At 72.3% G+C, this 24542-nt stretch carries 27 protein-coding genes; 19 read left to right on the forward strand and 8 right to left on the reverse strand.

Going from position 1 to position 24542, the window contains the following annotated elements; genetic code table 11:
* Position 1 precedes the first annotated feature (1 nt).
* The 4 genes from ACWDY5_RS03610 (at position 2) to ACWDY5_RS03625 (ending at position 2536) form a co-directional block, all read left to right on the forward strand.
* Complete coding sequence (locus ACWDY5_RS03610; protein WP_449720796.1) at positions 2–904, forward strand: carbohydrate ABC transporter permease; 903 nt, start codon at positions 2–4, stop codon at positions 902–904.
* Positions 901–1716: a carbohydrate ABC transporter permease gene (locus tag ACWDY5_RS03615; protein WP_449720797.1), complete on the forward strand. Its 816-nt coding sequence runs from the start codon at positions 901–903 to the stop codon at positions 1714–1716. The genes ACWDY5_RS03610 and ACWDY5_RS03615 overlap by 4 nt, the downstream gene beginning before the upstream one ends.
* Before the next feature lie 63 nt (positions 1717–1779).
* A complete protein-coding gene (locus ACWDY5_RS03620) occupies positions 1780–2169 on the forward strand; it encodes a VOC family protein (protein ID WP_449720798.1) in 390 nt (129 codons plus the stop codon).
* Positions 2159–2536 (forward strand): VOC family protein, encoded by a 378-nt coding sequence (locus tag ACWDY5_RS03625; protein ID WP_449720799.1) that lies wholly within the window; start codon positions 2159–2161, stop codon positions 2534–2536. Before ACWDY5_RS03620 ends, ACWDY5_RS03625 begins: the two co-directional genes overlap by 11 nt.
* Positions 2537–2578: 42 nt before the next feature.
* Here ACWDY5_RS03625 and ACWDY5_RS03630 read toward each other — a convergent pair whose 3' ends face one another.
* Positions 2579–3745: a Fic family protein gene (locus ACWDY5_RS03630; RefSeq protein WP_449720800.1), complete on the reverse strand. Its 1167-nt coding sequence runs from the start codon at positions 3743–3745 to the stop codon at positions 2579–2581.
* 109 nt (positions 3746–3854) lie between these two features.
* Between ACWDY5_RS03630 and ACWDY5_RS03635 the strand changes: the two genes are divergently transcribed.
* Positions 3855–4268 (forward strand): nuclear transport factor 2 family protein, encoded by a 414-nt coding sequence (locus tag ACWDY5_RS03635; protein WP_449720801.1) that lies wholly within the window; start codon positions 3855–3857, stop codon positions 4266–4268.
* 42 nt (positions 4269–4310) lie between these two features.
* Positions 4311–5336 carry a methionine synthase gene (locus tag ACWDY5_RS03640; RefSeq protein WP_449720802.1) on the forward strand — a complete coding sequence of 342 codons (1026 nt, stop codon included), beginning with the start codon at positions 4311–4313 and terminating at the stop codon, positions 5334–5336.
* Between the two features lies 1 nt (position 5337).
* Here the strand turns inward: ACWDY5_RS03640 and ACWDY5_RS03645 are convergent, their stop codons facing one another.
* On the reverse strand, positions 5338–6522 hold the full coding sequence (locus ACWDY5_RS03645; protein ID WP_449720803.1) for an alpha/beta hydrolase fold domain-containing protein: 1185 nt from the start codon (positions 6520–6522) through the stop codon (positions 5338–5340).
* Between the two features lie 148 nt (positions 6523–6670).
* Between ACWDY5_RS03645 and ACWDY5_RS03650 the strand changes: the two genes are divergently transcribed.
* The gene (locus ACWDY5_RS03650; protein WP_449720804.1) at positions 6671–8563 is read left to right on the forward strand and encodes a glycoside hydrolase family 9 protein; all 1893 of its coding nucleotides are present in this window, start codon (positions 6671–6673) and stop codon (positions 8561–8563) included.
* A 43-nt stretch (positions 8564–8606) separates the two neighbouring features.
* On the opposite strand, the gene ACWDY5_RS03655 is transcribed toward ACWDY5_RS03650, so the two are convergent.
* Positions 8607–9617 (reverse strand): YeiH family protein, encoded by a 1011-nt coding sequence (locus tag ACWDY5_RS03655; protein ID WP_449720805.1) that lies wholly within the window; start codon positions 9615–9617, stop codon positions 8607–8609.
* 69 nt (positions 9618–9686) lie between these two features.
* On the opposite strand from ACWDY5_RS03655, the gene ACWDY5_RS03660 reads away from it, so the two are divergent.
* The 7 genes from ACWDY5_RS03660 to ACWDY5_RS03690 are packed head-to-tail and all read left to right on the forward strand — an operon-like array spanning position 9687 to position 15188.
* Positions 9687–10598 (forward strand): LysR family transcriptional regulator, encoded by a 912-nt coding sequence (locus ACWDY5_RS03660; RefSeq protein WP_449720806.1) that lies wholly within the window; start codon positions 9687–9689, stop codon positions 10596–10598.
* 51 nt (positions 10599–10649) lie between these two features.
* Complete coding sequence (locus tag ACWDY5_RS03665; RefSeq protein WP_449720807.1) at positions 10650–11321, forward strand: hypothetical protein; 672 nt, start codon at positions 10650–10652, stop codon at positions 11319–11321.
* 40 nt (positions 11322–11361) lie between these two features.
* A complete protein-coding gene (gene ligA, locus ACWDY5_RS03670) occupies positions 11362–13503 on the forward strand; it encodes an NAD-dependent DNA ligase LigA (protein WP_449720808.1) in 2142 nt (713 codons plus the stop codon).
* The gene (locus ACWDY5_RS03675; RefSeq protein ID WP_449720809.1) at positions 13472–13972 is read left to right on the forward strand and encodes a GNAT family N-acetyltransferase; all 501 of its coding nucleotides are present in this window, start codon (positions 13472–13474) and stop codon (positions 13970–13972) included. The genes ligA and ACWDY5_RS03675 overlap by 32 nt, the downstream gene beginning before the upstream one ends.
* A gap of 11 nt (positions 13973–13983) precedes the next feature.
* Positions 13984–14712, forward strand: a complete 729-nt coding sequence (locus ACWDY5_RS03680; protein ID WP_449720810.1) for a 3-keto-5-aminohexanoate cleavage protein — start codon at positions 13984–13986, stop codon at positions 14710–14712.
* 15 nt (positions 14713–14727) lie between these two features.
* Positions 14728–14886, forward strand: coding sequence for a type II toxin-antitoxin system VapB family antitoxin (locus ACWDY5_RS03685; protein WP_449720811.1), 159 nt, complete (start codon positions 14728–14730; stop codon positions 14884–14886).
* An 11-nt stretch (positions 14887–14897) separates the two neighbouring features.
* Positions 14898–15188, forward strand: a complete 291-nt coding sequence (locus tag ACWDY5_RS03690) for a hypothetical protein (protein WP_449720853.1) — start codon at positions 14898–14900, stop codon at positions 15186–15188.
* A gap of 23 nt (positions 15189–15211) precedes the next feature.
* Here the strand turns inward: ACWDY5_RS03690 and ACWDY5_RS03695 are convergent, their stop codons facing one another.
* On the reverse strand, positions 15212–16096 hold the full coding sequence (locus ACWDY5_RS03695; RefSeq protein WP_449720812.1) for an Lrp/AsnC family transcriptional regulator: 885 nt from the start codon (positions 16094–16096) through the stop codon (positions 15212–15214).
* Positions 16097–16150: 54 nt separating this feature from the next.
* Here ACWDY5_RS03695 and ACWDY5_RS03700 point away from each other — a divergent pair, with 54 nt between their 5' ends.
* Positions 16151–16927 carry an NADPH:quinone reductase gene (locus ACWDY5_RS03700; RefSeq protein WP_449720813.1) on the forward strand — a complete coding sequence of 259 codons (777 nt, stop codon included), beginning with the start codon at positions 16151–16153 and terminating at the stop codon, positions 16925–16927.
* On the opposite strand, the gene ACWDY5_RS03705 is transcribed toward ACWDY5_RS03700, so the two are convergent.
* From ACWDY5_RS03705 to ACWDY5_RS03720, 4 genes are all read right to left on the reverse strand, one after another.
* Positions 16924–17556, reverse strand: coding sequence for a response regulator (locus ACWDY5_RS03705; protein WP_449720814.1), 633 nt, complete (start codon positions 17554–17556; stop codon positions 16924–16926). The two genes, ACWDY5_RS03700 and ACWDY5_RS03705, sit on opposite strands and share 4 nt — an antisense overlap.
* A complete protein-coding gene (locus ACWDY5_RS03710) occupies positions 17553–18575 on the reverse strand; it encodes a sensor histidine kinase (protein WP_449720815.1) in 1023 nt (340 codons plus the stop codon). The genes ACWDY5_RS03705 and ACWDY5_RS03710 overlap by 4 nt, the downstream gene beginning before the upstream one ends.
* An 11-nt stretch (positions 18576–18586) precedes the next feature.
* The gene (locus tag ACWDY5_RS03715; protein ID WP_449720816.1) at positions 18587–20005 is read right to left on the reverse strand and encodes an alpha/beta fold hydrolase; all 1419 of its coding nucleotides are present in this window, start codon (positions 20003–20005) and stop codon (positions 18587–18589) included.
* A gap of 105 nt (positions 20006–20110) precedes the next feature.
* Positions 20111–20764 (reverse strand): ACT domain-containing protein, encoded by a 654-nt coding sequence (locus ACWDY5_RS03720; RefSeq protein WP_449720817.1) that lies wholly within the window; start codon positions 20762–20764, stop codon positions 20111–20113.
* A gap of 188 nt (positions 20765–20952) precedes the next feature.
* Between ACWDY5_RS03720 and gatC the strand changes: the two genes are divergently transcribed.
* Genes gatC through gatB form a run of 4 tightly spaced genes read left to right on the forward strand, consistent with a single transcriptional unit; the run spans position 20953 to position 24541 of the window.
* The gene (gene gatC, locus ACWDY5_RS03725) at positions 20953–21249 is read left to right on the forward strand and encodes an Asp-tRNA(Asn)/Glu-tRNA(Gln) amidotransferase subunit GatC (RefSeq protein ID WP_252484991.1); all 297 of its coding nucleotides are present in this window, start codon (positions 20953–20955) and stop codon (positions 21247–21249) included.
* Position 21250: 1 nt separating this feature from the next.
* Positions 21251–22774, forward strand: coding sequence for an Asp-tRNA(Asn)/Glu-tRNA(Gln) amidotransferase subunit GatA (gene gatA, locus ACWDY5_RS03730; protein WP_449720818.1), 1524 nt, complete (start codon positions 21251–21253; stop codon positions 22772–22774).
* Positions 22771–23040 carry a hypothetical protein gene (locus ACWDY5_RS03735; RefSeq protein WP_252484989.1) on the forward strand — a complete coding sequence of 90 codons (270 nt, stop codon included), beginning with the start codon at positions 22771–22773 and terminating at the stop codon, positions 23038–23040. The genes gatA and ACWDY5_RS03735 overlap by 4 nt, the downstream gene beginning before the upstream one ends.
* Complete coding sequence (gene gatB / locus ACWDY5_RS03740; protein WP_449720819.1) at positions 23030–24541, forward strand: Asp-tRNA(Asn)/Glu-tRNA(Gln) amidotransferase subunit GatB; 1512 nt, start codon at positions 23030–23032, stop codon at positions 24539–24541. The genes ACWDY5_RS03735 and gatB overlap by 11 nt, the downstream gene beginning before the upstream one ends.
* Position 24542 lies beyond the last annotated feature (1 nt).

Raw genomic sequence — 24542 nt, forward strand, 5'->3', positions numbered from 1 at the left:
CATGAGCGTGGTGCGCAGGGAGAGTCGCTGGGCCTGGTTCTTCCTGGCGCCCTGGCTGATCGGGCTGGCCCTGTTCACCATCGGGCCGACCATCGCCGGGCTGGTGCTCTCCTTCACCGACTACGACCTGGTCAACCCGCCGCGCGCGGTCGGCGTGGCCAACTACGCCGACCTGCTGGCCGATCCGAAGGTGGGCACCGCGCTGTGGAACACCGCGGTGTTCACCGTGCTGCACGTGCCGCTGCAGATCGTGCTGGCGCTGGCCATCGCGGTGCTGCTGCACCGGATGGCGGTGGCCCGCGGCTTCTTCCGCACCGTGCTGTACCTACCGGTGATGACCCCGCCGGTGGCCATGGCGGCGATGTTCCTGCTGCTGCTCAACGGCCAGACCGGCGCGATCAACGAGCTGCTGTCCTGGTTCGGTGTGGACGGTCCACAGTGGACAACCGATCCGACCTGGATCAAGCCGGGGCTGGTACTGATGAGCCTGTGGACGGTGGGCAGCACCGTGGTGATCTACCTGGCCGCGCTGTCCGGGGTGGCGCCGGAGCTGTACGAGGCGGCCCGGCTGGACGGGGCCGGGCGGTGGGGGCAGTTCTGGCACGTGACCCTGCCGCAGATCAGCCCGACGGTGTACTTCACCGTGCTGGTCAACACCATCGCCTCGCTGCAGACCTTCACCGAGGCGTACTCGATGTTCTTCGGCGCGGGCGTCCAGTCCGGCACGGACGGCGACGCCGCCCTGTTCTACGTGATCTACCTGTTCCAGCAGGCCTTCGGCGCGCTGCGGATGGGCTACGCCTCCGCGCTGGCCTGGCTGCTGTTCCTGATCATCCTGGTGGTGACCGCGTTCCAGGTGCGGGCCAGCCGCCGCCTGGTGCACTACGAGGGGAGCCCGAGGTGAGGCGGCGCCCGTTCACCGTGCTCGCGCTGCTGGCGCTGGCCGCGCTGTTCCTGTTCCCGTTCCTGTGGCTGCTCAGCGCCAGCCTCAAACCGCGCGAGCGGGTCTTCGACAACAGCCTCTGGCCGGACCCGTTCACCCCGGCGAACTTCAGCGAGGTCTGGCAGGCGGCGCCGCTGCCGCTGTGGCTGCTCAACAGCCTGCTGGTCGGCCTGGCCGCGGCGCTGGCGGTCACCTTGTCCAGCGCGCTGGTCGCCTTCGGCTTCGCCTACTTCCGCTTCCGCACCCGCAACCTGCTCTTCGGCCTGGTGCTGGGCACCATGATGCTGCCGGCCGCGGTCACCATGGTGCCGGTCTACCTGGAGTGGGACTGGCTCGGCCTGGGCAACACCCAGGTCCCGCTGTGGGCGCAGAACCTGTTCGGCTCGGCCTTCTTCGTCTTCCTGCTCCGCCAGTTCTTCCTCAGCCAGTCCCGCGAGGTCTTCGAGGCGGCCAGGGTCGACGGCGCCTCCTTCCCCAGGCTGTTCACCAGCATCGCGCTGCCGCTGGTCCGGCCGGGCCTGATCGTGGTGTTCGTCTTCGAGCTGAAGAACAGCTGGACCGAGCTGATGAAACCGCTGATCTACCTGCGCGACCCGGACCTGTTCACGGTGCCCCGCGGCCTCAAGGCGGTGCTGGACCGCTTCGGCCAGGGCGGCGAGGCCCAGTGGGAGCTGGTGCTGGCCGCCAGCACCATCGCCACCGTGCCCATGATCGTGGTGTTCCTGCTGGCCCAGCGCTACTTCCTCAGCGGCCTGACCACCCAGCGCCGCTGAGTGTCGATTCCGGCCGGGCCCGTTCGTCGGTGTCCCACAGGACCCGAACCGGAAGGAAATCCCATGAGTGCCACCCTCGGCAGCATCCTGCTCGCCAGCACCGACCCCGCCCGCCTGCGCGACTGGTACCAGCACGCCCTCGGCGCGCACGTCAGCAAGGACGGCTTCCTCATGTTCGGCGAGGTCGCCGTCCTCATCGAACACCGCGACGACATCGCCCCCGCCCCCGCCGAACCCGGCCGCGTCATCTTCAACTTCCACGTCGAGGACGCCCGGTTCGCCGCCGCCCACCTCACCAAGCTGGGCGTCACCTGGCTCGTCGAGCTGGAGGAACGCAACGAGGGCATGCTCTTCGGCACCCTGGAGGACCCCGACGGCAACTACATCCAGATCATCGAGCTCGGCGAGGCCTACCAGGCCCGCATCCGCGAGGAGATGGCCGATGTTCGCTGACACCAAGGCCTTCAGCGGCTTCTCCGTCAACGACATCCCCGCCGCCCAGACCTTCTACGCCGACACCCTGGGCCTGCGCGTCACCGAGTCCCACGGCATGTTGACGCTGCACCTGGGCTCGGGTGCGGAGGTCTTCGTCTATCCCAAGCCGAACCACGTGCCGGCGGAGTACACGGTGCTGAACTTCCCGGTCGCGGACATCGACGCGGCGGTGACCGAGCTGAGCGCGCTGGGGGTGCGGTTTGAGCGGTACGCCGGGATGACGGATGAGCGGGGGATCGCGCGGGGGGCGGAGGCCGGGCAGGGGCCGGACATCGCATGGTTCGCGGATCCGGCTGGCAACATCCTGTCGGTGCTGCAGCTCTGAGCGGGCGGGCCGGGGCGTCGCACAGCGCCCCGGCCGCCAGGCTCAGCGCGTGCTCCTGCGCTTGCGCGGTGCAGCGCCGGCCCGCGGAGAGGCCTGGTAGGGGTCGTGCGGCCGCTCCCGTGAGGTGATGACCTGGCCGCGAATCGAGCGCAGCTCCTCGCTGGCCACGTAGATCCGGGCCTTGGTCTCCCCGCGCGGGACCAGCAGCCCCCGCTCGACCAGCATCCGGAGATCGCGTGCGGCGGTGCCCGGCTCCAGCTCGGCGTCCCTGCCGTAGCCCGAGCGGCGCACGGTGAGCCCGATCGAGGCCTGGAACAGCGCCGAGGCGGTGCGTTCCGGCAGCTTCCGCTCGGTCAGCTCGGCCTCCAGCCGCTGCCACATCCGGGCCGCCTCGTCGATCCGGCGCAGCACGGTCTGGGCCTGCATGTGGTGTGCGGTCAGGTTGAACCGGATCCAGGCGTGCGTGCCGCGCTCGGGCCGCCAGGCCCCGCCACCGGCCTCGGCGAGCGCGTCGTAGTAGGCGTTGGTGTTGCGGCCGAGCCACTCCTCGATGCTGCTGAACTCGGGCGTGAGGATCTTCTCCCTGGCCAGCACCAGGGTTTGCAGCGCCCGCGCCATCCGGCCGTTGCCGTCCCGGAACGGGTGGATCATGACCAGGTTGAGGTGGGCGAGCGCCGCGCGCACGAAGACCGGGCAGTCGCCGTCCGCGGCCAGCGCCTCGGTCAGCTCCCGCATGAGCCCCGGCACGAGCTCGTGGTCCGGCCCCTCGAAGACGATCTCGTCGTGTTCCTCGTCGTGCACGTAGATCGAGCTCTGCCGGTACCGCCCGGGGCTCTTGGCCAGGTCGTGGCCCAGCATCATGAAGTGCAGGCTCCGCAGCAGCGACTGGTCGATCACGCACTCCGGGTCGCCGGCCAGCTGCTGGATGTAGGTCAGCGCGTTGCGGTAGCCGACGATCTCCATCGACGTGCGGCGGTCGGCGTCGAGCGGTTCGTCGTCCTCCAGCAGCGCCACGGCGTCGTCGAGGGAGACCTCGTAGCCCTCGATGCTGTTGGAACCGCGGATGGCGCGCGCCTTCAGGTTGCGGCGGAGCTGCCCCTTCCACCGGCGCGGCTCGCTCAGGAAGTACCGGAGCCGACGCCGGTAGTCATCGATCTCCTCGATGACCCGGTGATCGTCGGCATCCAGTGCCGGCGCGCGGAATAGCATTAATCAATCGTCCACGTTGACGATTGATTCGTCAATCTCGCAACACTGACACCCCTTGTCAGCGAACCAGGCCTACGGTCGGCGGCAAGATCCACTGAAAGGACCAGCCTTGCCCACCGACACCCGCGCCGTCATCGAGGACTTCCTCACCCGCGCCACCACCGGCACCCCCGACCACATCGCCGAACTCTTCGCCGAAGAGGTCGACTGGCAGCTCAACTGGCCGGCCGAGGGCCACCCCGCCGTCCCCTGGATCCGCCGCCGCCACACCAGATCCGACGTCGCCGACCACTTCCGCGAGCTCGCCCAAGCCCACATCCCCGGCACGCCCAGCCGCGCCCCGGAGCTGCTCGTCGACGGCGAGCACGCCGTGCTGCTCGTCGAGCTCGCCCAGACCGTGCGCGCCACTGGCCGGTCCTACACCGCCCTGTGCGCGCTGCGGTTCACCGTGGTGGACGGGTTGATCACGCGCTACCACGTCTACGAGGACAGCCTGTCCGTCGCGGTGGCGCTCACGGGCTGACCCCCGACCGGTCCAGGGGGCAGGCGTGGCAGGCTTGGGCGGGTGAAGGTGAATCCCGGCACGGTTACCGGTATCGGCTCTCTGCCCGGCAGCGACCCCCTGGAGGCCGCGCGGATCGTGCTGGGCGAGCTGCCCGAGCTGCCGCACCTGCCCGAGCTGCCCGCGCGCGGGGTCGGCGCGGACATCATCGGCCGGACCGCGGGACTGCTGGTGGAGCTCGCGGTGGAGGTGGTGCCCTCGGCGTACCGGGTGACCGCGCGGGCTGGGCGGGACCACCGGCGGGCGGTGGACCTGCTGCGCACCGACCTGGACGCCTTCGACGAGGCGTTGGAGGCCACCGGACCGCGGGAGACGGTGAAGCTCCAGTCGGCCGGGCCGTGGACGCTGGTCTCGCAGGTGGAGCTGGTGCGCGGGCACCGGGTGCTCACCGACCGGGGCGCGTTGCGCGAGTTCACCGAGTCGCTGACCGAGGGGCTGATCCGGCACATCCGCGAGGTCGCCGAGCGCACCGGCGCGGGTGTGGTGCTCCAGCTCGACGAGCCCGCGCTGCCCGCGGTGCTGGACGGGCGGCTGCCCACGCCCTCCGGCTATGGCAACGTGGCGGCGGTGCCCGCGCCGGACGCGCAGGGGCTGCTCGGGCAGGTGATCGAGCGGGTCAAGGCGGCGACCGGGTGCGCGGTGGTGGTGCACTGCTGCGCGCCCCGGCCGCCGGTGACGCTGTTCCGCAACGCGGGGGCGGACGCGATCGCGCTGGACGCCACCCTGATCGGCAAGGCCCCCACCGCGCTCTGGGACGAGCTGGGCGAGACCTGGGACGCGGGCACCACGCTGTTCCTCGGCCTGGTGCCCACCCTGGAACCGAAGACCCCGCCCACCCTGCGCGCGCTGGCCGACCCGGCGCTGCGCCTGGTCGACCGGCTCGGCTTCAACCGCGAGCTGCTCGCCGAGCGTGCGGTGGCCACCCCGTGCTGCGGCCTGGCCGGGGCCTCCTTGAGCTGGGTCCGGCGCGCGCTCGCGCTCAGCAGGGACCTGGGCAAGGCGTTCGTGGAGCCGCCGGAGGGCTGGTGAGTCAGCCGTGCTCGGCCAGGAACCTCGTCACGGCCGAGCGGGCGAGCTGGGTCTGGTAGGAGCCCCAGTTCGCGTCGAAGCCGTGGTCGGCGTAGGGCAGGAACAGCGCCTGGTGCGGCACGCCTGCCTTGGTCAGGCCCTCGTCGAGCTGGCGGGCCTGGGACTGGGGCATCAGGAAGTCCCGCTCGCCCTGCACGATCAGCGTGGGTGGCAGGCCGCCGCGCAGGTAGCTGCTGGGGGAGAACTCGCGGTAGCGGTCCGGCTGCTGCTGCGCGCTGCCGCCCAGCACGTCGTTGAGGATGGCCCGGCCGGTGTCGGTGCCGTCCGGTCCGGTGGCGAAGGCGGGCAGGTCGAACGGGCCGTAGAAGTCCACCACTGACTTGATCTTGCCGTCGGGCAGGTCGCAGCTGGGGCGGAAGGCGTCGGTCCCGGCGGTGTAGGCGGTCATCAGCGACAGGTGGCCGCCGGCGGACTGGCCCATCACGGAGATCCGGTTCGGGTCGACGCGGTACTCCGCCGCGTGCGCGGTGATCCAGGCCAGCGCGCACCGGCTGTCCGACACCGTTGCCTGCCAAGCGGTTCCGGGCGGCAGGTCGCGCACCATCCGGTACTCGATGTCGAAGACGGTGTAGCCCAGCCCGGTCAGCAGCCGGTTCCACTCCGGGGTCATGCTCCGGTTGCCCGAGGCCCAGCCGCCGCCGTGGATGAGCAGCATCGCCTTGCCCGAGCCGGGATCGGCCGAGGGCCACACGTCCAGGTCCAGCCCGTGCCCGCCGGGCGAGGCGTAGCGCACGGTGCGGCCCTGCTCCGGCGAGCCCAGGTTGAGGTGTGCGGCGTTGGCCAGGTACGTGCCGAGGCTGACCTCCGCGCCGGCCCGGCTCGCCTGCTCCCTGGCGATGATCGTCGGCACCAGGCCGGTGGCCGCGGACAGCGCGACGGCCACCGCGGCCGCGATCGTGGTCCGCCACCGGCGCTTGCGCAGCGCGAGCAGCAGCACCACCACCGCGAGCAGGGTCAGCGCCAGCACGTGCAGCGGGAAGGTGCGCAGCACCAGCGCGGGCAGGAAGGACGGCTGGCGGTCGAAGAACAGCAGCCAGGTCGCCGCGAGCGCGAGCAGCAGGAGCAGGGTGGCCAGGGCGGGCAACAGCCAGCCGCGCTTGGCGGGCTTGGGAAGTTCCTCCGGCATGCCTCCTTTCTTACACCGCGGTCTAGGCCAGCTGATGCCTAGGAAGCCTACGCATTGACCTTGGGCGATATGTCCGGGAATACTTTCCGCCCAAATAGACAACTTTATTAACTATTTGGGTCCGTCGACCCAGGAATGCCGAGGATTCATGCGAGTTCCTCGCCCTGCCCTGCTCCGAACCGTGGCGGTCGGCACCGCCGTGGCCCTCGGCGCGGCGATGGTGAGCGCGGCGACCGCGAACGCGGCCGCCAGTGGTCAGATCCGGCTCGACGGCGTGGGGTACGCCCACGACGAGACCAAGATCGGCTACCTGATGGCCCCCGCGAGCAGTGCGGGCGCCCGGTTCACGGTGCTCGACGCCGCGGGCCGCACCGTGCTCGCCGGCAAGGCCGGGGCCAGCCTCGGTGGCTGGAACGCCGGGTACACCGCGGTGCACCCACTGGACTTCTCCGCGCTGAAGCGGCCCGGCAGCTACCGGGTCACCGTCTCCGGCCCGGTGCAGGCCACCTCCGCCACCTTCCAGATCGGCACCGCCCGGCAGCTGTTCGGGCCGGTCGCGGACAAGACCTTCGACTTCTACGCCGCCCAGCGCGACGGCGGCGACGTGGTGCCCGGCAGGCTGGGCCGCAAGCCCTCGCACCTCAGCGACGCCAAGGCCACCGTCTACGACACGCCGAACTTCCGGCCGGACAACCAGCTGGCCGAGCCGCTCAAGCCCACCGGGCAGACGGTGGACCTGGAAGGCGGCTGGGTCGACGCGGGCGACTTCGTCAAGTTCACCTCCAACACCGCCTACACCCTCGGCGAGCTGCTGCTGGTGCAGCGCGAGGGCAACCGCGACCGCACCCTGTCCAGCGAGATCGACTTCGGCCTGAAGTGGCTGGACAAGGCCTGGGACGAGAAGTCCAAGACCTTCTACGTGCAGGTCGGCATCGGCGTGGGCAGCCCGGACCTGGGCATCCTCGGCGACCACGACGTGTGGCGGCTGCCGGAGACCGACGACGCGCTCCAGGTGAAGCCGGGCGATGAGAAGTACTTCATCAAGCACCGCCCGGTGTTCCGGGCCGCCGCGCCCGGGGAGAAGATCAGCCCGAACCTGGCCGGTCGCGCCGCGGCCGCCTTCGCGCTGGCCGCCCAGGTCGAGTCCGGCCGCGACTGGCGCAAGGCCCGGTACTACCTGGAGCAGGCCGCCTCGGTCTTCGCCCAGGCCAAGACCACCGACGTGGGCCAGCTGACCACCGCGTTCCCGCACTCCTACTACCCGGAGAACTCCTGGACCGACGACCTGGAGTACGGGGCCACCCAGCTCGCGCTGGCCGGGTACGCCCTCGGTGACCGCAGGGCCGGCGACTGGGCCACCCAGGCCACCCAGTGGGCCAAGGCCTACCTGGCTTCCGGTGACCAGGACACGCTGAACCTGTACAACACCAGCGCACTCGGCCACGCCGACCTGGTGAAGGTGTTGCGCACCAGGTGGGTCCGCGACGCGCAGGTGACCGAGGCGCAGCTCATCGGCGACCTCAGGCGGCAGCTGGACAAGGGCGTGGCCCGCGCGGCGACCAGCCCGTTCCGCACCGCGGTGGACATCACCGCCTTCGACGTGGCCACCCGCAGCTTCGGCTATGCGGCCACCGTCGAGCTGTACCGCTCGGTGACCAGGGACCGCGGCTACGACGCCTTCGGCTCCCAGCAGCGCAACTTCGCCCTTGGCGCCAACTCCTGGGGCCTGTCCCTGGTGATCGGCGTCGGGCCGCGGTTCCCGTACTGCCCGCACCACCAGGCGGCCAACCTCTCCGGCAGCACCACCGGCGGGGAGAAGATCCTGGTCGGCGGTGTGGTCAACGGGCCGAACGCGGCGGAGAAGTTCGCCAGCCTCGGCGACCTGCCCGGCGGCGGCGTGGCGTGCTCGCACCCGATGGCGGCCTTCGATGGCCAGGGCTCCCGGTTCGTCGACGACGTGCGGGCCTGGCCGAGCAGCGAGCCCGCGATCGACTACACCGCAACGGGAACACTGGCGCTGGGCCTGACCGCCCTGCGCTGAACCGACGTGCTGGTGGCGGCCTCCTGACCCCGACCGGGGGCCGTCACCAGCCCACCAAAGCCAAGCCCGCCAACGAGATCCCGGCCGCCAGCGCGGTGGAGGCGGTGCCCAGCACCAGCGCTCTCGGTCCGGTGGCGAGCAGCTCCCGCAGCCGCACCGCGGTGCCCAGCGCGAACAGCGCCCCGGCCATCAGCACGGTGGCCGCCACCTTCGCCACCGCCAGCACCGGCTCCGGCAGCAACCCGGTGCTGCGCACCAGGATCATCGCCACGAAGCCGAGCACGAACACCGGCGGCAGCCACTGCCCCTGACGGCGGCCCACGATGGTCACCAGGGGCGCGAGCAGCACCACCCGGCTCAGCTTCACTACCACCGCCGCCGACACCGCCGCGGCGCCCGCCGGGGCCGCGCCGACCAGCACCTGCGCCACCTCATGCACGCTCGCCCCCGCCCAGCCACCGGTGGCCCGCGCGGACAGGCCGAGCAGCTCGGCGAGCACCGGCAGCAGCAGCATCCAGAGGCTGCCGAACAGCGTCACCAGCGCCACCGCGGTGGCCACGTCCCGGTCCCGCCTGGGCACCACGCCCTCCATCGCGGCCACCGCGGCCGCGCCGCAGATCGAGAAGCCGGTAGCCACCAGCGTGCTCAGCCCCTCGGGCAGGCCGAGCCAGCGGCCGAGCAGCCGGGTGCCGAGGAAGGTCCCGGCCACCGTGGCCAGCACCACCAGCAGCATGCCGCCGCCCAGGTCGAGCACGTCGCTGACCGCCAGTTGGAGCCCGAGCAGCACCACACCCGCCCGCACCAGCCGCCGCGCCGCCCACGCCAGCCCGGGGGCGCAGGAGGCGGGCAGCAACCCCGCCGGTCGCGCGGCCCGCCCGTCCGCCGTCCCGGTCCGCCGCCTGCCGAGGTTCCCTGCCACGATCCCCAGCAGCACCGCAACGGTCAGCGCGCTCACCGACGGCGCGACCGCCGCCACCGCCAGCGCGACCGCCACCGCGGCGGCGACCACCAGCAAGCCCGGCGCCGTTGCCGAGCCCCGCGTAAATGTCCTCACCACACCAGCATCGGCCCGCGTGTGACACTCCGGTAGGCCGAGTTGGCTAGGCCGTCATACCCTTTGGTTATGACCAAGCCGCCGGACCCCGAGTCACTCGACCTGCTCGTCCGGCTCGCCGAGCTGGGCAGTCTGGGTCAGGCCGCCGCGCGGCTGGGCATCAGCCAGCCCGCGGCCAGCAAACGCCTGGCCACCCTGGAGAAGCGGCTCGGGCTGGCCCTGGTCGACCGCAGCACCAGGGGGTCCACCCTCACCGAGTCCGGCCAGATGGTCACCGAATGGGCCAAACGGGTGCTCGCCGAACTGGACGTGCTGCTGCACGGCGCCGAGGCCCTGCGCGCCCGCCGGGTGGCCGAGCTGAGCGTGGCGGCCAGCATGACCGTGGCCGAACACCTGGTGCCCGGCTGGATCACCGAGCTGCGCCGCGGCAACCCCGGGCTCTACGTGGGTCTCCAGGTGACCAACTCGGCCGCGGTGGCCGAGCTGGCCCGGCGCGGCGAGGTCGACCTCGGCTTCGTCGAGTCGCCCTCGGTCCCGCGCGATCTGCGCACCCGCCGGGTGGCCGAGGACCGGCTGGCCGTGGTGGTCGCGCCCGGCCATCCGTGGGCGAAACGGCGCAGACCGGTTGGCCCGGCCGAGCTCGTGGGTACTCCGCTGGTTGTCCGGGAACGGGGTTCGGGCACCAGGGAAACCCTCGAACGGGCGATGGAACGCACCGGAGTGGGTAAGGTCCGGGCACTGGTCGAGCTGGGCTCCACCACGGCCGTGCGCGGCGCGGTCGCGGCCGGGTCCGGCCCGGCGGTGCTGAGCGTGCTCGCGGTCGAGGCCGACCTGGCCGACCGGCGGCTGGTCGAGGTGCCGGTCAGCGGGATCGACCTGCGGCGCCAGCTGCGCGCCGTGTGGCCTGCCGGACGGGCGCTCGCGCCACCGGCGGCAGCCCTGCTGGCCGTGGCTACCAGAGCTTCTCGCCCGGCCCGGTGACTTCGACGCTACGGTGGGTATAGCTACCGCACTGGATGAGGATTGGCGGCCATGAAACGGTTCCTGCGCAAGCTGCGTGGCGGCTTCGAGCCCGACCCGGTCGAGCCAGCCGACCCGCAGGAGGCCGCCGTCACGTTCTGGCAGCGCTGGAACACCGAGCTGCTGCCGCAGGTGAGCGCGGCGCTCGGCGACAAGGACCCCGGCCGGGTGGAGAACCTGGTGGTGGAGGCGGTCACCGCGATCCACCCGAACCTTCAGTTCGCGGTGGAACGCGGCCAGCGGGCGGTGTACGCGCTGGTGCTCAGCGCCCAGGGCGACCCGGACCTGCGGCCCTACACCGACGCCTGGCTGGCCGCGGCGCCCGATCCCGGGCCGATGTGGGAGTTCTACGACGCGGTGCCGCCGGTGCCCGACCCCAACGAGGTCACCGTCAACCTCGGCCCGCACCGGCTGCCGCTGTCCCAGGTCCGGCTGGCCGCGCTGATCGACGAGGAGGCCGGGCTGGTCGACGTCGCGGTGTTCCACCCCGGCATCGCCGCCCTGGACGACGCGGGCAAGGCAGCGATGACCTTCCTGCCACTGGACGCGACCCTCGGCGAGCGGCTGGCCGGGGACCGGCTGGGCCGGGTGGAGACCGCCGAGGCCGAGCCGGTGGACGCCATCACCCTGGTCGAGCTGCGCGAGCTGGTGGTCGAGCTGGACCGGCGACACTCCGGCCGCTGACCCGGTAAAACTGTCGGTGGGTTTGACTAGGCTTCCCACCGTGACCAGGAACGACAGCAGTGAGCTAGACGTCACCGCGGCGGCGCGCCAGCGCCACGCGGAGCTGGCCCAGGAGATCACCGACCACCAGTACCGGTACTACGTGACCTCGCCGGTGATCTCCGACGCCGAGTTCGACCAGCTCTTCCGCGAACTGCAGGCCCTGGAGGCCGAGCACCCGGCCCTGGTCACCCCCGACTCGCCGACCCAGCGGGTCAGCGGCAGCTTCGCCACCGAGTTCGTCCCGGTGGACCACCTGGAGCGGATGCTCAGCCTGGACAACGCCTTCAACGCCGAGGAGCTCCAGGCCTGGGCCGAGCGGGTGGAGAAGGAAGTCGGCGCGGACGCGCATTTCCTGTGCGAGCTGAAGATCGACGGCCTCGCGGTCAACCTGCTCTACCGGGACGGGCGGCTGGAACGCGGCCTCACCAGGGGCGACGGCCGCACCGGCGAGGACGTCACGCTCAACCTGCGCACCCTGGCCGACGTGCCGGCGCGACTGGTCGGCACGGACGAGTTCCCGGTGCCGGAGCTGGTGGAGATCCGCGGCGAGGTCTTCTTCACCCTCGCCGACTTCGCCGAGCTGAACGCGGCCCAGGTGGAGGCGGGCAAGCCGCCGTTCGCCAACCCGCGCAACGCGGCGGCCGGATCGTTGCGGCAGAAGGATCCCAAGGTCACCGCGAGCCGCCCGCTGCGGATGATCTGCCACGGCCTCGGCAAGCGCGCCGGCTTCGAACCGGCCCGGCAGTCCGACTCCTACAACGCGCTCAAGGCCTGGGGCCTGCGGGTCTCTGCGCACACCATGGTGCTGTCCACTGTGGACGAGGTCACCGCCTACATCACCGGCTGGGGCGAGCGCAGGCACGACGCCGAGCACGAGATCGACGGCGTGGTGGTCAAGGTGGACGAGGTCACCCACCAGCGCCGCCTCGGGGCCACCTCGCGCGCGCCGCGCTGGGCGATCGCCTACAAGTACCCGCCGGAGGAGGTCACCACCCAGCTGCTGGACATCCGGGTCAACGTGGGCCGCACCGGCCGGGTCACCCCGTTCGCGGTGACCGAGCCGGTCAAGGTGGCCGGGTCGGTGGTCGCGCGGGCCACTCTGCACAACGCCAACGAGGTCCGGCGCAAGGGCGTGCTGATCGGCGACCGGATCGTGCTGCGCAAGGCGGGCGACGTGATCCCCGAGGTGCTCGGCCCGGTGGTGGAGGCCCGCGACGGCAGCGAGCGCGAGTTCATCATGCCCACCGAGTGCCCGGAGTGCGGGGCCACGCTGCGGCCGATGAAGGAGGCGGATGTCGACATCCGCTGCCCGAACGCCCAGTTCTGCCCAGGGCAGCTGCGCGAGCGGCTGTCCTACCTGGCCAGCCGGTCCGCGCTGGACATCGAGGTGCTCGGCTTCGAGGCCGCCGCGGCCCTGGTCGCCTCCGACGTCTACACCAACGAGCGCGACCTGTTCGACCTGGACGCGGACAAGCTGCGCCAGGTGCCGCTGTTCCGCACCATGGCGGGCGAGCTGTCCGCGAACGGGCAGAAGCTGCTGGAGAACCTGGAAACGGTCAAGACCCGGCCGCTGTGGCGGATCCTGGTCGCGCTGTCCATCCGGCACGTCGGGCCCAAGGCGGCCAGGGACCTGGCCCGCGAGCTGGGCTCGATCGAGGTGATCGCGCAGGCCACCGAGGAACAGCTGGCCGCGGTCGACGGCGTCGGGCCCACCATCGTGCAAGCCGTGCGCGAGTGGTTCGAGGTGGACTGGCACCGCGAGGTGGTCGACGCCTGGGCCGCGGCCGGGGTGCGGCTGGCCGAGGACCGCGACGAGTCGGTGCCGCGCACGCTGGCCGGACTGTCCATTGTGGTCACCGGCAGCCTGCCCGGCTTCTCCAGGGACGAGGCCAAGGAGGCCATCCTGTCCAGGGGCGGCAAGGCGGTCGGCTCGGTGTCGAAGAAAACCAGTTTTGTGGTGGTCGGCGAAGCGCCAGGATCCAAGTACGACAAGGCGGTGCAGCTGAAGGTGCCGGTCCTGGACGAGGACGGGTTCCGGGTGCTGCTGGAGTCCGGTCCGGAGGCAGCAGCCGAGGTTGCCACGGTCGGCGCGGACGGGGGAGCCGGGGATGGCGACGGAGATCAGGATTCGACCGGCTGAACCGGCCGAGCTGGACGCGGTGGGCGAGCTGACCGTCGCCGCCTACCAGGCAGGCGGGTTCATCCCGGAAGGCAGCGACTACGGGACCACGCTGCGAAACGCGGCCGCCCGCGCCCGCGCGGCCGAGCTGCTGGTGGCCGCCGACGAGGACGGCCGGCTGCTGGGCACGGTGACCGTGGTGCTGCCCGGCACCGAGTTCGCCGAGGTCTCCGAACCGGGTGAACTGGAGTTCCGGATGCTCGCCGTCGACCCGGCCCAGCACGGCCGCGGCATCGGCGAACAGCTGCTCCGCGCGGTCCTGGACCGGGCCGCTGACCTGGGCGTCAGCCGGGTGGTCATGTGCAGCACGTCCACCATGGCCGCGGCGCACCGGCTGTACCGGCGGCACGGGTTCACCCGGTTGCCGTCGCGCGACTTCTCCCCGGTTCCGGGAGTCTTGCTGCACGGCTTTGTCCGGGAACTGAGCTAGGAGCGCCCGCAATGCTGCCGCTGCTGCAGTGCTGCCCCAACGGCAGCCGGCCCGCCGAGGCCCACCCCACCGTGCCCATCACCCCCTGGCAGCTGGCCACCGCGGTCGCCGAGGTCGCCGAGCTGGGCGTCACCTCGGTGCACCTGCACCCCAGGGACGCGGTCGGCCTGGAGACCCTGGCTGGTCCCGAGCTGGCCACCGTGGTCGCCACCGTGCGCGCCGCCGCCCCGGGTGTGGAGATCGGCGTCAGCACCGGCGCCTGGATCACCCCGGACCCGGTGCGCCGCACCGAGCTGGTCGAAGGCTGGTCCGGCCTGGCCGCGGGACGCCCGGACGTGGCCTCGGTGAACGTGCACGAGCCTGGCTGGCTGTCGGTCTGCGCCGCCCTGCACCGCGCGGGCGTCGGCATCGAGCTCGGCGTGTTCACCACCAAGGCCTCGGCCATCCTGCGCGCCGAGGGCGTGCCTGCGGGCACCGTCCGGGTGCTGGCCGAGGTCCAGGAGACCAACCCCGACCGCGCCCAGGCCGCCGCCACCGACCTGCTGGCCGCGCTGGACTTCCTGCCGCCGGACCTGCCGATCCTGCTGCACGGCGAGGAGGGCGGCGCCTGGCCGGTGCTCGCCGAAGCCGTCCGCCTGGGCCTGCACCGCCGGATCGGCCTGGAGGACACCCTGGTGCTGCCCGACGGCACCCCAGCCCCGGACAACGCCGCCCTAGTCCGAGCCGCCCAGGCCCTCTAGGTGTATGGCTGGTGTATGGCGCGCACAAACATCGATATCGATGAAGAGCTGGTCAACGAGGCCATGCGGCGATACGACCCAAAGATCACCACGGACGAGTTGCTGTCTCTTGAAGGCATCGGCTGGGAGGGTGACCTGGAACAGATGAGAGACGACAACCCGGAGCGCGCGTAGAACAGCGCCTGATCGATAGTTCGGTGTGGATCGACTTCCTCCGCGCCTCGCCCACGCCCGCTCGTGATCTGATGCGCGATCCTGGCTCCTTGGCTACCACCGAACCTGTCATCTTGGAGGTGCGGTCGGGTTTGGCCGGGTTCCGGCTGATTCGGCTGGACCAGGCGCTCACCAGTCTTACGCTGCTCGGCGTTGACCCGGCGGTGGACTTCCACACCGGCTCCGAGCTGTACCGCGCGGGCAAGGACTTCGAGGTGATCTCCTCGGTTGCCCCGGAACTGAAGACGATGTCCGCGCTGTGAACTCCGCCCAGACCGCCTGAGCGTCAGCGCGGCAGCAGCGCCCCGGCCCGCTTCACCGTCCGCACCACCGGCGCGGTCTCCATCGAGTGCACCCCGGCCAGCCCGCCCACCCGCTCGGTCAGGTACCGGTACAGCTCCCCGGCGTCGCGGCAGGCCACCATCGCGGTCAGGTTGGTCCGCCCGGTGGTCACCCCGGCGAAGCTCACCTCCGGGTGCCCGCTGACCGCCGCCGCGACCCGGCGCAGCGCCGAGGGCCGCACGGTCAGCCACAGCCGGGCCTCGGCGCGCAGGCCGAGCGCCGCCGGCGGCACATCCACGTCGAAGACCAGCACCCCGCTCTCCCGCAGCGCGTCGATCCGCCGCTTCACCGTGGACTCCGACCAGCCGGTGGCCGCCGCCAGTTCGGTGTGCCTCGTCCGGCCGTCCCTGGCCAGTGCCGCCAGCAGCGCGTGGTCGCCGTCGTCCAGGGTGACCGCGGGGCCGCTCGGGCCGAGCAGGGCGTGCGCGCTGAGGTCCAGCACCCTGGCGGTGCGCGGCAGCTTGTCCATCAGCAGGGTGTCCCGGTCGGCGTCGGAGCGGGCCTGGACGTGGCAGGAGATCTCGGTGCCGCCGGAGAGCAGGTGCACCCAGAAGGTGTCCGGGCGGCGGGCCAGCGCGGTGGCGATCGGGGTGGCCGCGTCCGGGGTGCAGCGGATGCGCAGGGTCCACGAGGTGTAACCGGCCAGCGGTCCGTACACCGAGCCCACCACCCGCAGCAGCCCGGCCGAGCGCAGCCGCTGGTACCGGCGGGCCACCGTGTTCTCCGAGACGCCCAGCCCGGCGGCGATCCGGCTGAACGGGGCCCGGCCGTCCCGCTGGAGCGCGGTGACGATTTCCCGCTCCAGCTCATCCAGGATGACGGATTTCACCGGATCACCGTAGTTGACGGGCGGGAATCCGCATCCCGGCGTGACCGTGAAGCCATGACGACACGAGTTCTGGTGACCGGGGCGACCGGCAACGTCGGCCGCCGGGTGGTGGCCCAGCTGGAGGCCGAAGTCCTTGTCCTGCCCAGGGATCGCGCCGACCTGGCCCGCCCGGAGAGCCTGACCGGCAGCCTGCGCGGGGTGGACGCGGTGTTCCTGATCTGGCCGCTGCACAGCGGTGAAGCGCTGCCAGGGGTGCTCGCGGAGATCGCCAAGCATGCGCGCCGGGTGGTCTTCCTCGGCTCCGGCGGGGTCCGCGACCTGAGCATGGACGCGCAGGAGGAGCTGATCCGGCGGTCGGGTCTGGAGTGGACGGTCATCCGGCCGAGCACGTTCGCGGTCAACGCCCGGTGGTGGGCCGCACAGATCAAGGCGGGGGAAGAGGTGCGTGGCGCGTACGGCGGGTTGGGCCTGCCCATGCTGCACGAGGCGGACATCGCGGCGGTGGCGGTGCGCGCGCTCACCGGCGAGGGCCACCACGGCCAGGTGTACCGGCTGACCGGGCCCGAGGTGCTCAGCCAGGCCGAGCAGGTGCGGATCATCAGCGAGGTGCTCGGCCGCCCGCTGCGCTGGGTCGAGCTGGACCGTGCGGCCGCCCGGCGGCAGCTGCTCGCCGACGGCCTGTCACTGTCCTTTGTGGACGTCCTGCTGGACGCCTACGCCGCGATGTCGAGCCAGCCCAGCCCCGAGATCACCGACACCGTGGCGGCCGTGACCGGTTCACCCGCGCGCACCTTCCGGCAGTGGGTGGCCGACCACGCCGCGGAGTTCTAGCCCAGGTCGTGCTCGTGCGCGTAGATCACCGCGTGCACCCTGGTGCGCAGCCCGAGCTTGGCCAGCACCCTGGCCACGTGGGTCTTCACCGTGCCCTCGCCCACCGCCAGCTCGGCCGCGATCTCGGCGTTGCTCAGCCCGCGCGCCAGCGCCCGCAGCACCTCCCGCTCCCGGTCGGTCAGCGCGGCCAGCTCCGGACCCGGCGGCGCGGGGGCCAGCTCGGCGAAGCGCCGGATCAGCCCGCTGGTGACCTTGGGGTCGATCAGCCCGTGCCCGCCGTGCACCGCGCGGATCGCCGTGGTGAGCAGCTCGGGATCGTTGTCCTTCAACAGGAATCCGGCCGCTCCGGCACGCAGCGCGCGGTAGAGGTAGTCGTCCAGGTCGAAGGTGGTGAGCACCAGGATGCGCGCCGGGGTCCCGGCCAGCTCCTCGATCGCGGCCAGGCCGTCCTGGTGCGGCATCCGGATGTCCATCAGCACCACGTCCGGCCGCCGCCAGCGGGTCAGGTGCACCGCCTCCGCGCCGTTGGCCGCCTCGCCGACCACCTCGATATCGGGCTCGGCGTCCAGCAGCAGGCGCAGCGCCTCGCGCACCGGCTGCTGGTCGTCGGCCAGCAGCACCCGGATCATCGCGGCTCCCAGGGCAGCACGGCCCGCACCAGCCAGCCGTCACCGGTCGGCCCGGCGGTGCAGGTGCCGCCGAGCAGTGCGGCCCGCTCGGCCAGTCCGCGCAGACCGTGGCCGGGCCGGGGCTCACCCGCGCTCCGGCCGTTGTCGCACACCGTGATCACCAGGTCCGTCCCCGTCCGGCGCAGCTCCACCTCGACCTCGGTCGCCGCCGCGTGCCGCAGCACGTTGGTCAGCGCCTCCTGCACGATCCGGTAGGCGTGCCGCCCCACCAGCTCCGGCACCCCGATCTCCAAGCCGCGCACGGTGATCCGCGGTCCGCCCCTGGCCAGCCGGGCGGCCAGCTCGGGCACCTGGTCCAGCCCGGGATCCTCGCGCAGCTCGGCCAACAGGCCCCTGGTCTCGGTCAGCGCGGTGGCGGACAGGTCGGTGATCAGCGCCAGCGCCGAGGGCGCGGCCTCGGGCACCCGCCTGGCCGCCATGGCCTGCAACCGGATCGCGGTCAGGTGGTGGCCGACCGCGTCGTGCACGTCCCTGGCGATGCGCAGCCGCTCGTCCGCCACCACCCTGGCCAGCTCCGCCTGCCGCAGCGCGACCGCCGAGCGCACCCGCTCCCGGTGCAGCCGCAGCGCCGCCCCGGCCGCGACCGGGGCGAGGCCCAGCAGCACCGCCTCGGTGAGCACCGGTGTGCTGGGCGGTGCCGGCGCGCTGAGCCCGTAGAGCACCGTCCAGCCCACCGACAGCGCCACCACCGGCCCGAACTTCTCGCCGCGGTGGTAGACCGCCGAGCAGAAGGCGGCCGCGGCCACGGTGCGCCCCGACCAACCGGCCACCCCGGTGCCGAAGAAAGCCACCGCCGCGCAGGCCACCGCCACCGCGACCGGGTACCGGCGGCGCAGCGCCAGCGGCAGGCACAGCGCCAGGCTGAGCAGCACCGGCGGCCAGGACAGCTCGCCGCGTTCCAGCAGCACCCCGCCGAGCAGGGCGAGGAAGGCGGCCCCGGCCAGAGTGGCGTCGTTCATGCGGCCAGTCTTCAGGTGTTCGCCGGGCAGGTCAGGCCGGCCGGTGGCAGCGCGCCGGTGGTGAGGTAGCGGTGCACGTGCCCGCGCAGGCAGCGGTTGCCTGCGTAGAGGTAGTTGGCGTGCCCGCCCACCACCGCGATGTGCCGGGAACCGGGCAGCTGCGCGGTCACCCGCCGCCCGTAGTCCACCGTGGTCACCGAGTCGTGGATGCCGTCGGCGAGCAGCGCGGGCGGCCGGTGCGCGGGCGGGATCGGTTGCGGGGCAAAGCCGGTGACCTCGGGCAGCCCGGCGCACTTGAGCACGTTGACCCAGGTGTGCCGCCAGCCCAGCAGCGGAGCCACGGTGGCCCTGATCCCGGCCACGATCCGGCTCACCTCGCGGTAGTCGGTGGCGTAGGGGAAGTCGGCGCAGTTGATCTGCCGGTTCACGTCGGTCTCCACCGGGATCGCGGGCACGCCGACCAGCTTGCTGGCATCACCGGCGTCGGCCTCGGCGATCGCCTGGGCCAGTCGCGGCCAGTCCCGCTCGAAGTCCGAGTGCGTGCTGGAGACGATCCGCGCCGCGGTGCCCGGCCCGCCGAACTTCGCGTTGGGCGCCGGGATCGGCTGCCGCTCGGCCCGCGCCACCAGGTCCGTCCACACCTTGACCAGGTCCCGCCCGTGCAGCGCGCAGTCCGGCGTGCGCGCGCACCAGTCGCCGAAGCGGTGCAGGTTCCGCTCGGCCACCTCGGCCCGCGAGGTCACCCAGTCCCGCTGTGAGCGGTTGGTGTGGTCGTACACGCTGTCCAGGAAGAACCGCCCGGACCGGTGCGGGAACAGGGACAGGTAGGCCTGGCCGAACACGGTGCCGTAGGAGTTGCCCAGGTACCGCAGCTTGGACTCGCCCAGCGCGGCCCTGATCGCGTCCAGGTCGTGCGCGACCTGCCAGCTGTCCAGCTTCCCGGCCAGCGGCCCGGCGGCCTTGGCACAGCCTGCGCCGAACTCCCGGCTGCGCGCCACGTGCACGCGGTAGGCGGCCTCGTCGGGGAAGGTCCACTCCAGCGGGATCGGCGCGCCGGTCGGGCAGGTGATCCCGGCGCTGCGCCCCATCCCGCGCGGGTCGAACAGCACCACGTCGAACCACTGGGTCAGCTCGGCGAACTGCCCGCCCAGCTGCGGCAACAGGTCCAGGTAGGCGCCCGGTCCGCCGGGGTTGACCACGATGGAGCCGAGGCGGGTGGCCGGGTCCTTGGCGGGGTAGCGGGCCAGCGCGAGGTCGAAGCGGGACCCGCGCGGGTTGGCGTGGTCAGTGGGTACGGACAGCTCGGCGCACTGGACGCCGGAGTCGCAGTCCCGCCAGGTCAGCGTGGGTGCGGCGGTCGCGGGTGGGGCGTGCAGGACGGCCACGGCCGCGCTGGCCGCGACCGCGAGCAGGCGAAGGGTCTTGGTCACCCGCCCAGGCTCGCGCTGAGGACCGGTGCACCGCGTCTGCAATCCGGCAGACGCCAAGCCGCGCCACGGGCGCTACCGGGCCGCGTGACCGCAGGCCGGCCCGCGCTAGTCGGGCAGCACCACCGCGACGATCCCGGCCAGGTGCGCCAGCCGCGCCACCTCGGCCGCCCGGAACATCGGCCCGCCCGGCCGCCCCACCAGCAGCACCCGGTCCGGGTTGCCCAGCGGGGTGGCCGCCAGCTCGGTGCCCAGCTCCTGCCAGGTCTCGGGCACCCACGGCTCCTCGCCGTCCAGGATGGTCGCCTTGGACAGCGGCAGCCAGGGCAGGTCGATCGCCTTGGTCTCCGGGGCCGCGCTGCTGGCGGCCAGCCGGTACGGGCCGTCGCCGTTGTTGCCGACCACCACGGCCCAGCCGGCCCGGATGATCCGCGGCACGCCCTCGGTGAAGACCTCGAGGCCCTTGCGCGGCTCGGCGGCGATCTCCTCCACCAGTTCCAGCTCGCGGTGGGTGTTGAGGATGCCGGCGTAGGGCCGGACCGCGTCCACCTCGACGCCCTCGACCGACTCGGCGGCGGTGATCAGCACGTCCGGCAGCCGGCCGGAGGGCAGCTCCACCACCAGGTCGTCGATGGCCACGCCGACGCCGCGTTCGACCACGTCCACGCTCAGAATGTCGGCCCCGATCTCACCGAGCGCCGACGCGACCGCCCCCAGGGTGCCGGGACGGTCGGGAAGCTGCACGCGGATCAGGAAGGACACGGCCGCCGATTGTCGCAGACCCGGCCGACAACACCGACTCCGCCGTCCACATGTCGAGAGAACCCGTCCAGTTATCCACAGCGTGACGGCCAGACCAACAACCCGTTCGGGGCCGTGACGGGCTGCGCCATAGACTCAGCCCGCAACGAAGCCCCGCATCCGGGCAGCAACTTTCAGGGAGTCCACCAGTGCCCACCATCTCGCGCGACGAGGTAGCGCACCTGGCCAGGCTGGCCAGGCTCGCCGTCACCGATGCCGAACTGGACCTGTTCGCCGGCCAGTTGGACGGCATCATCCAGGCGGTGGCCAAGGTCGGCGAGGTAGCCGCCGAGGACGTCCCGCCGACCTCGCACTCCGTGCCGCTGACCAACGTCTTCCGCGCCGACGAGATCACCCCCTCGCTGCCAAGGGAGGACGCGCTCGCCGCGGCGCCCGCGGCCGAGGACGGCCGGTTCCGCGTGCCGCGCATCCTCGGGGAGGCCTGACATGACCGACCTGACCAGGCTCACCGCGGCCGAACTGGCCGGCAAGATCCACTCGCGTGAGGTCTCCGCGGTGGAGGTCGCCAAGGCGCACCTGGACCGCGTGGCCGCGGTCGACGGCGCCGTGCACGCCTTCCTGCACGTGGACTCCGAGGGTGCGCTGGCCGCCGCCGAGGCCGTGGACAAGTCCATCGCCGCCGGCGAGGCCCCGGCCTCGCCGCTGGCCGGGGTGCCGCTGGCGCTCAAGGACGTGCTCACCACCAAGGGCGTGCCCACCACCTGCGGCTCCAAGATGCTGGAGGGCTGGATCCCGCCCTACGACGCCACCGTCACCCGGCGGCTGCGCGAGGCGGGCGTGGTCATCCTCGGCAAGACCAACATGGACGAGTTCGCGATGGGCTCCTCCACCGAGAACTCCGCCTACGGCCCCACGCACAACCCGTGGGACCTCGACCGCATCCCCGGCGGCTCCGGCGGCGGCTCCTCGGCCGCGCTGGCCGCCTTCCAGGCCCCGCTGGCCATCGGCACCGACACCGGCGGCTCGATCCGCCAGCCCGGCGCGGTCACCGGCACCGTCGGCGTCAAGCCCACCTACGGCGGCGTGTCCCGCTACGGCCTGGTCGCCTTCTCCTCCTCGCTGGACCAGGCCGGGCCCTGCGCCCGCACCGTGCTGGACGCGGCGCTGCTGCACGAGGTCATCGCCGGGCACGACCCGCTCGACTCCACCTCGCTGAACGTGCCGGTCCCGCCGGTGGTCGCGGCCGCCCGCCAGGGTGCGACCGGCGACCTCAGCGGCCTGCGCATCGGCGTGGTCAGCGAGTTCAGCGGCGACGGTTACCAGCCGGGCGTGCTGCGCTCCTTCGAGGCGGCGGTGGCCACCCTGGAGAAGCTGGGCGCGGAGGTCGTGGAGGTCTCCTGCCCGAACTTCACCTACGCGCTGCCCGCCTACTACCTGATCGCGCCGAGCGAGTGCTCCTCCAACCTGGCCCGCTTCGACGCCATGCGCTACGGCCTGCGGGTCGGCGGCGAGGACCCGGCGCTGGACGCCGAGCAGGTCATGTCGCTCACCCGTGAGGCCGGCTTCGGCCCCGAGGTCAAGCGCCGGGTGATCCTGGGCACCTACGCGCTCTCCGCCGGGTACTACGACGCCTACTACGGCTCGGCGCAGAAGGTCCGCACGCTCATCTCGCGCGACTTCACCAGCGCGTTCGAGCAGGTCGACGTGCTGATCTCGCCGACGACGCCGACCACGGCGTTCCGGCTCGGTGAGCGCACCGCCGACCCGATGGCGATGTACCTGGCCGACCTGTGCACCATCCCGGCCAACCTGGCCGGCAACGCGGCGATGAGCGTGCCCAGCGGCCTCTCCGACGAGGACGGGCTGCCGGTCGGGCTGCAGATCATGGCGCCCGCGCTGGCCGACGAGCGGATGTACCGGGTGGCCGCGGCCTACGAGGTCGCGCGCAACGACGCCGAGGGCGGTGCGCAGATCCACCGGGTGCCGGACCTCGCGGCGGGCGTGCGGTGAGCGAACGCAGCGAGCGGGAGGACACCCGCCAATCGGTCGGCCAGGTGCTGCGGGGACTCGAACTGTTCCCGCTGCCCGACGGCTGGACCCCGATAGAGGCACTCGCGGTGGTGAAGTGCCTGGACGCCAGTGGCACGCCCACCTGGTGCACCCGGCGCACCGCCGGGATCAACGACGAGGAACTGCTCGGCACGATGGTGCTCCAGTCCGAGCTGCTCAAGCGGGACATCCTGTCCGACTGGGAGGACGACGGCGATGACGACTGACGTCACGGCAGAACTGCTGCCCTACTCCGACGTGGTCGAGCGCTTCGACCCGGTGCTGGGGCTGGAGGTGCACGTCGAGCTGCACACCAACACCAAGATGTTCTGCGGCTGCCCCACACAGTTCGGGGCCGAGCCCAACACCCAGGTCTGCCCGACCTGCCTCGGCCTGCCCGGCGCGCTGCCGGTGGTCAACGGCAAGGCGGTCGAGTCGGCCATCCGGATCGGTCTCGCGCTCAACTGCGAGATCGCGGAGTGGTGCCGGTTCGCGCGGAAGAACTACTTCTACCCCGACATGCCGAAGAACTTCCAGACCTCGCAGTACGACGAGCCGATCGCCTTCAACGGCCACCTGGACGTGGTGCTCGACGACGGCGAGATCTTCCGGGTGGAGATCGAGCGCGCGCACATGGAGGAGGACACCGGCAAGTCGCTGCACGTGGGCGGCGCGACCGGGCGCATCCACGGCGCCGAGTTCTCCCTGCTGGACTACAACCGGGCGGGCGTGCCGCTGATCGAGATCGTCACCAAGACGATCCACGGCACCGGCGAGCGCGCGCCCGAGGTGGCCCGCGCCTACGTCAGCGCGCTGCGCGACCTGCTCAAGGCGCTGGACGTCTCGGACGTGCGGATGGACCAGGGCTCGCTGCGCTGCGACGCGAACGTCTCGCTGATGCCCAAGGGCAGCAGCGTGCTCGGCACCCGCTCGGAGACCAAGAACGTCAACTCGCTGCGCAGCGTCGAGCGGGCCGTGCACTTCGAGATGCGCAGGCACGCCGCGGTGCTGACCAGCGGCGGCGAGGTCGTCCAGGAGACCAGGCACTTCGACGAGTCCACCGGCAGCACCCGGCCGGGACGGCGCAAGGAGACCAGCGAGGACTACCGGTACTTCCCGGAGCCCGACCTGGTGCCGATCGCCCCATCCCGCGAGTGGGTGGCCGAGCTCGCGCAGACCCTGCCCGAGCTGCCCTGGCAGCGCCGCAAGCGGATCCAGGCCGAGTGGAAACTCTCCGACCCGGAACTGCGCGACCTGGTCAACGCGGGCGCACTCGAACTGGTCGCGGCCACCGTCGAGGCGGGTGCCGCCCCGGACGAGGCCCGCTCCTGGTGGGTGGCCTACCTCTCCCAGCAGGCCAACACCCAGGGCGTCGACCTCGCTGACCTGGCCATCACCCCGGCCCAGCTGGCCAGGGTGATCGCCATGGTCGCCGAGGGCAAGCTGACCAACAAGCTGGCCCGCCAGGTTGTCGACGGCGTGCTGGCAGGCGAGGGCGAGCCGGACGCCGTGGTCGAGGCCCGCGGCCTGGTCGTGGTCTCCGACGACTCGGCCCTGCTCGCCGCGGTCGACGAGGCCCTGGCCGCCCAGCCCGACATCGCCGAGAAGATCCGCTCCGGCAAGGTCGCCGCGGCAGGCGCCGTGGTCGGCGCGGTCATGAAGGCCACCAAGGGCCAAGCCGACGCCAAACGCGTCCGCGAACTGGTCCTGGAGCGCTGCGGCCAGTAAC

Source organism: Crossiella sp. NPDC003009, assembly GCF_053591555.1.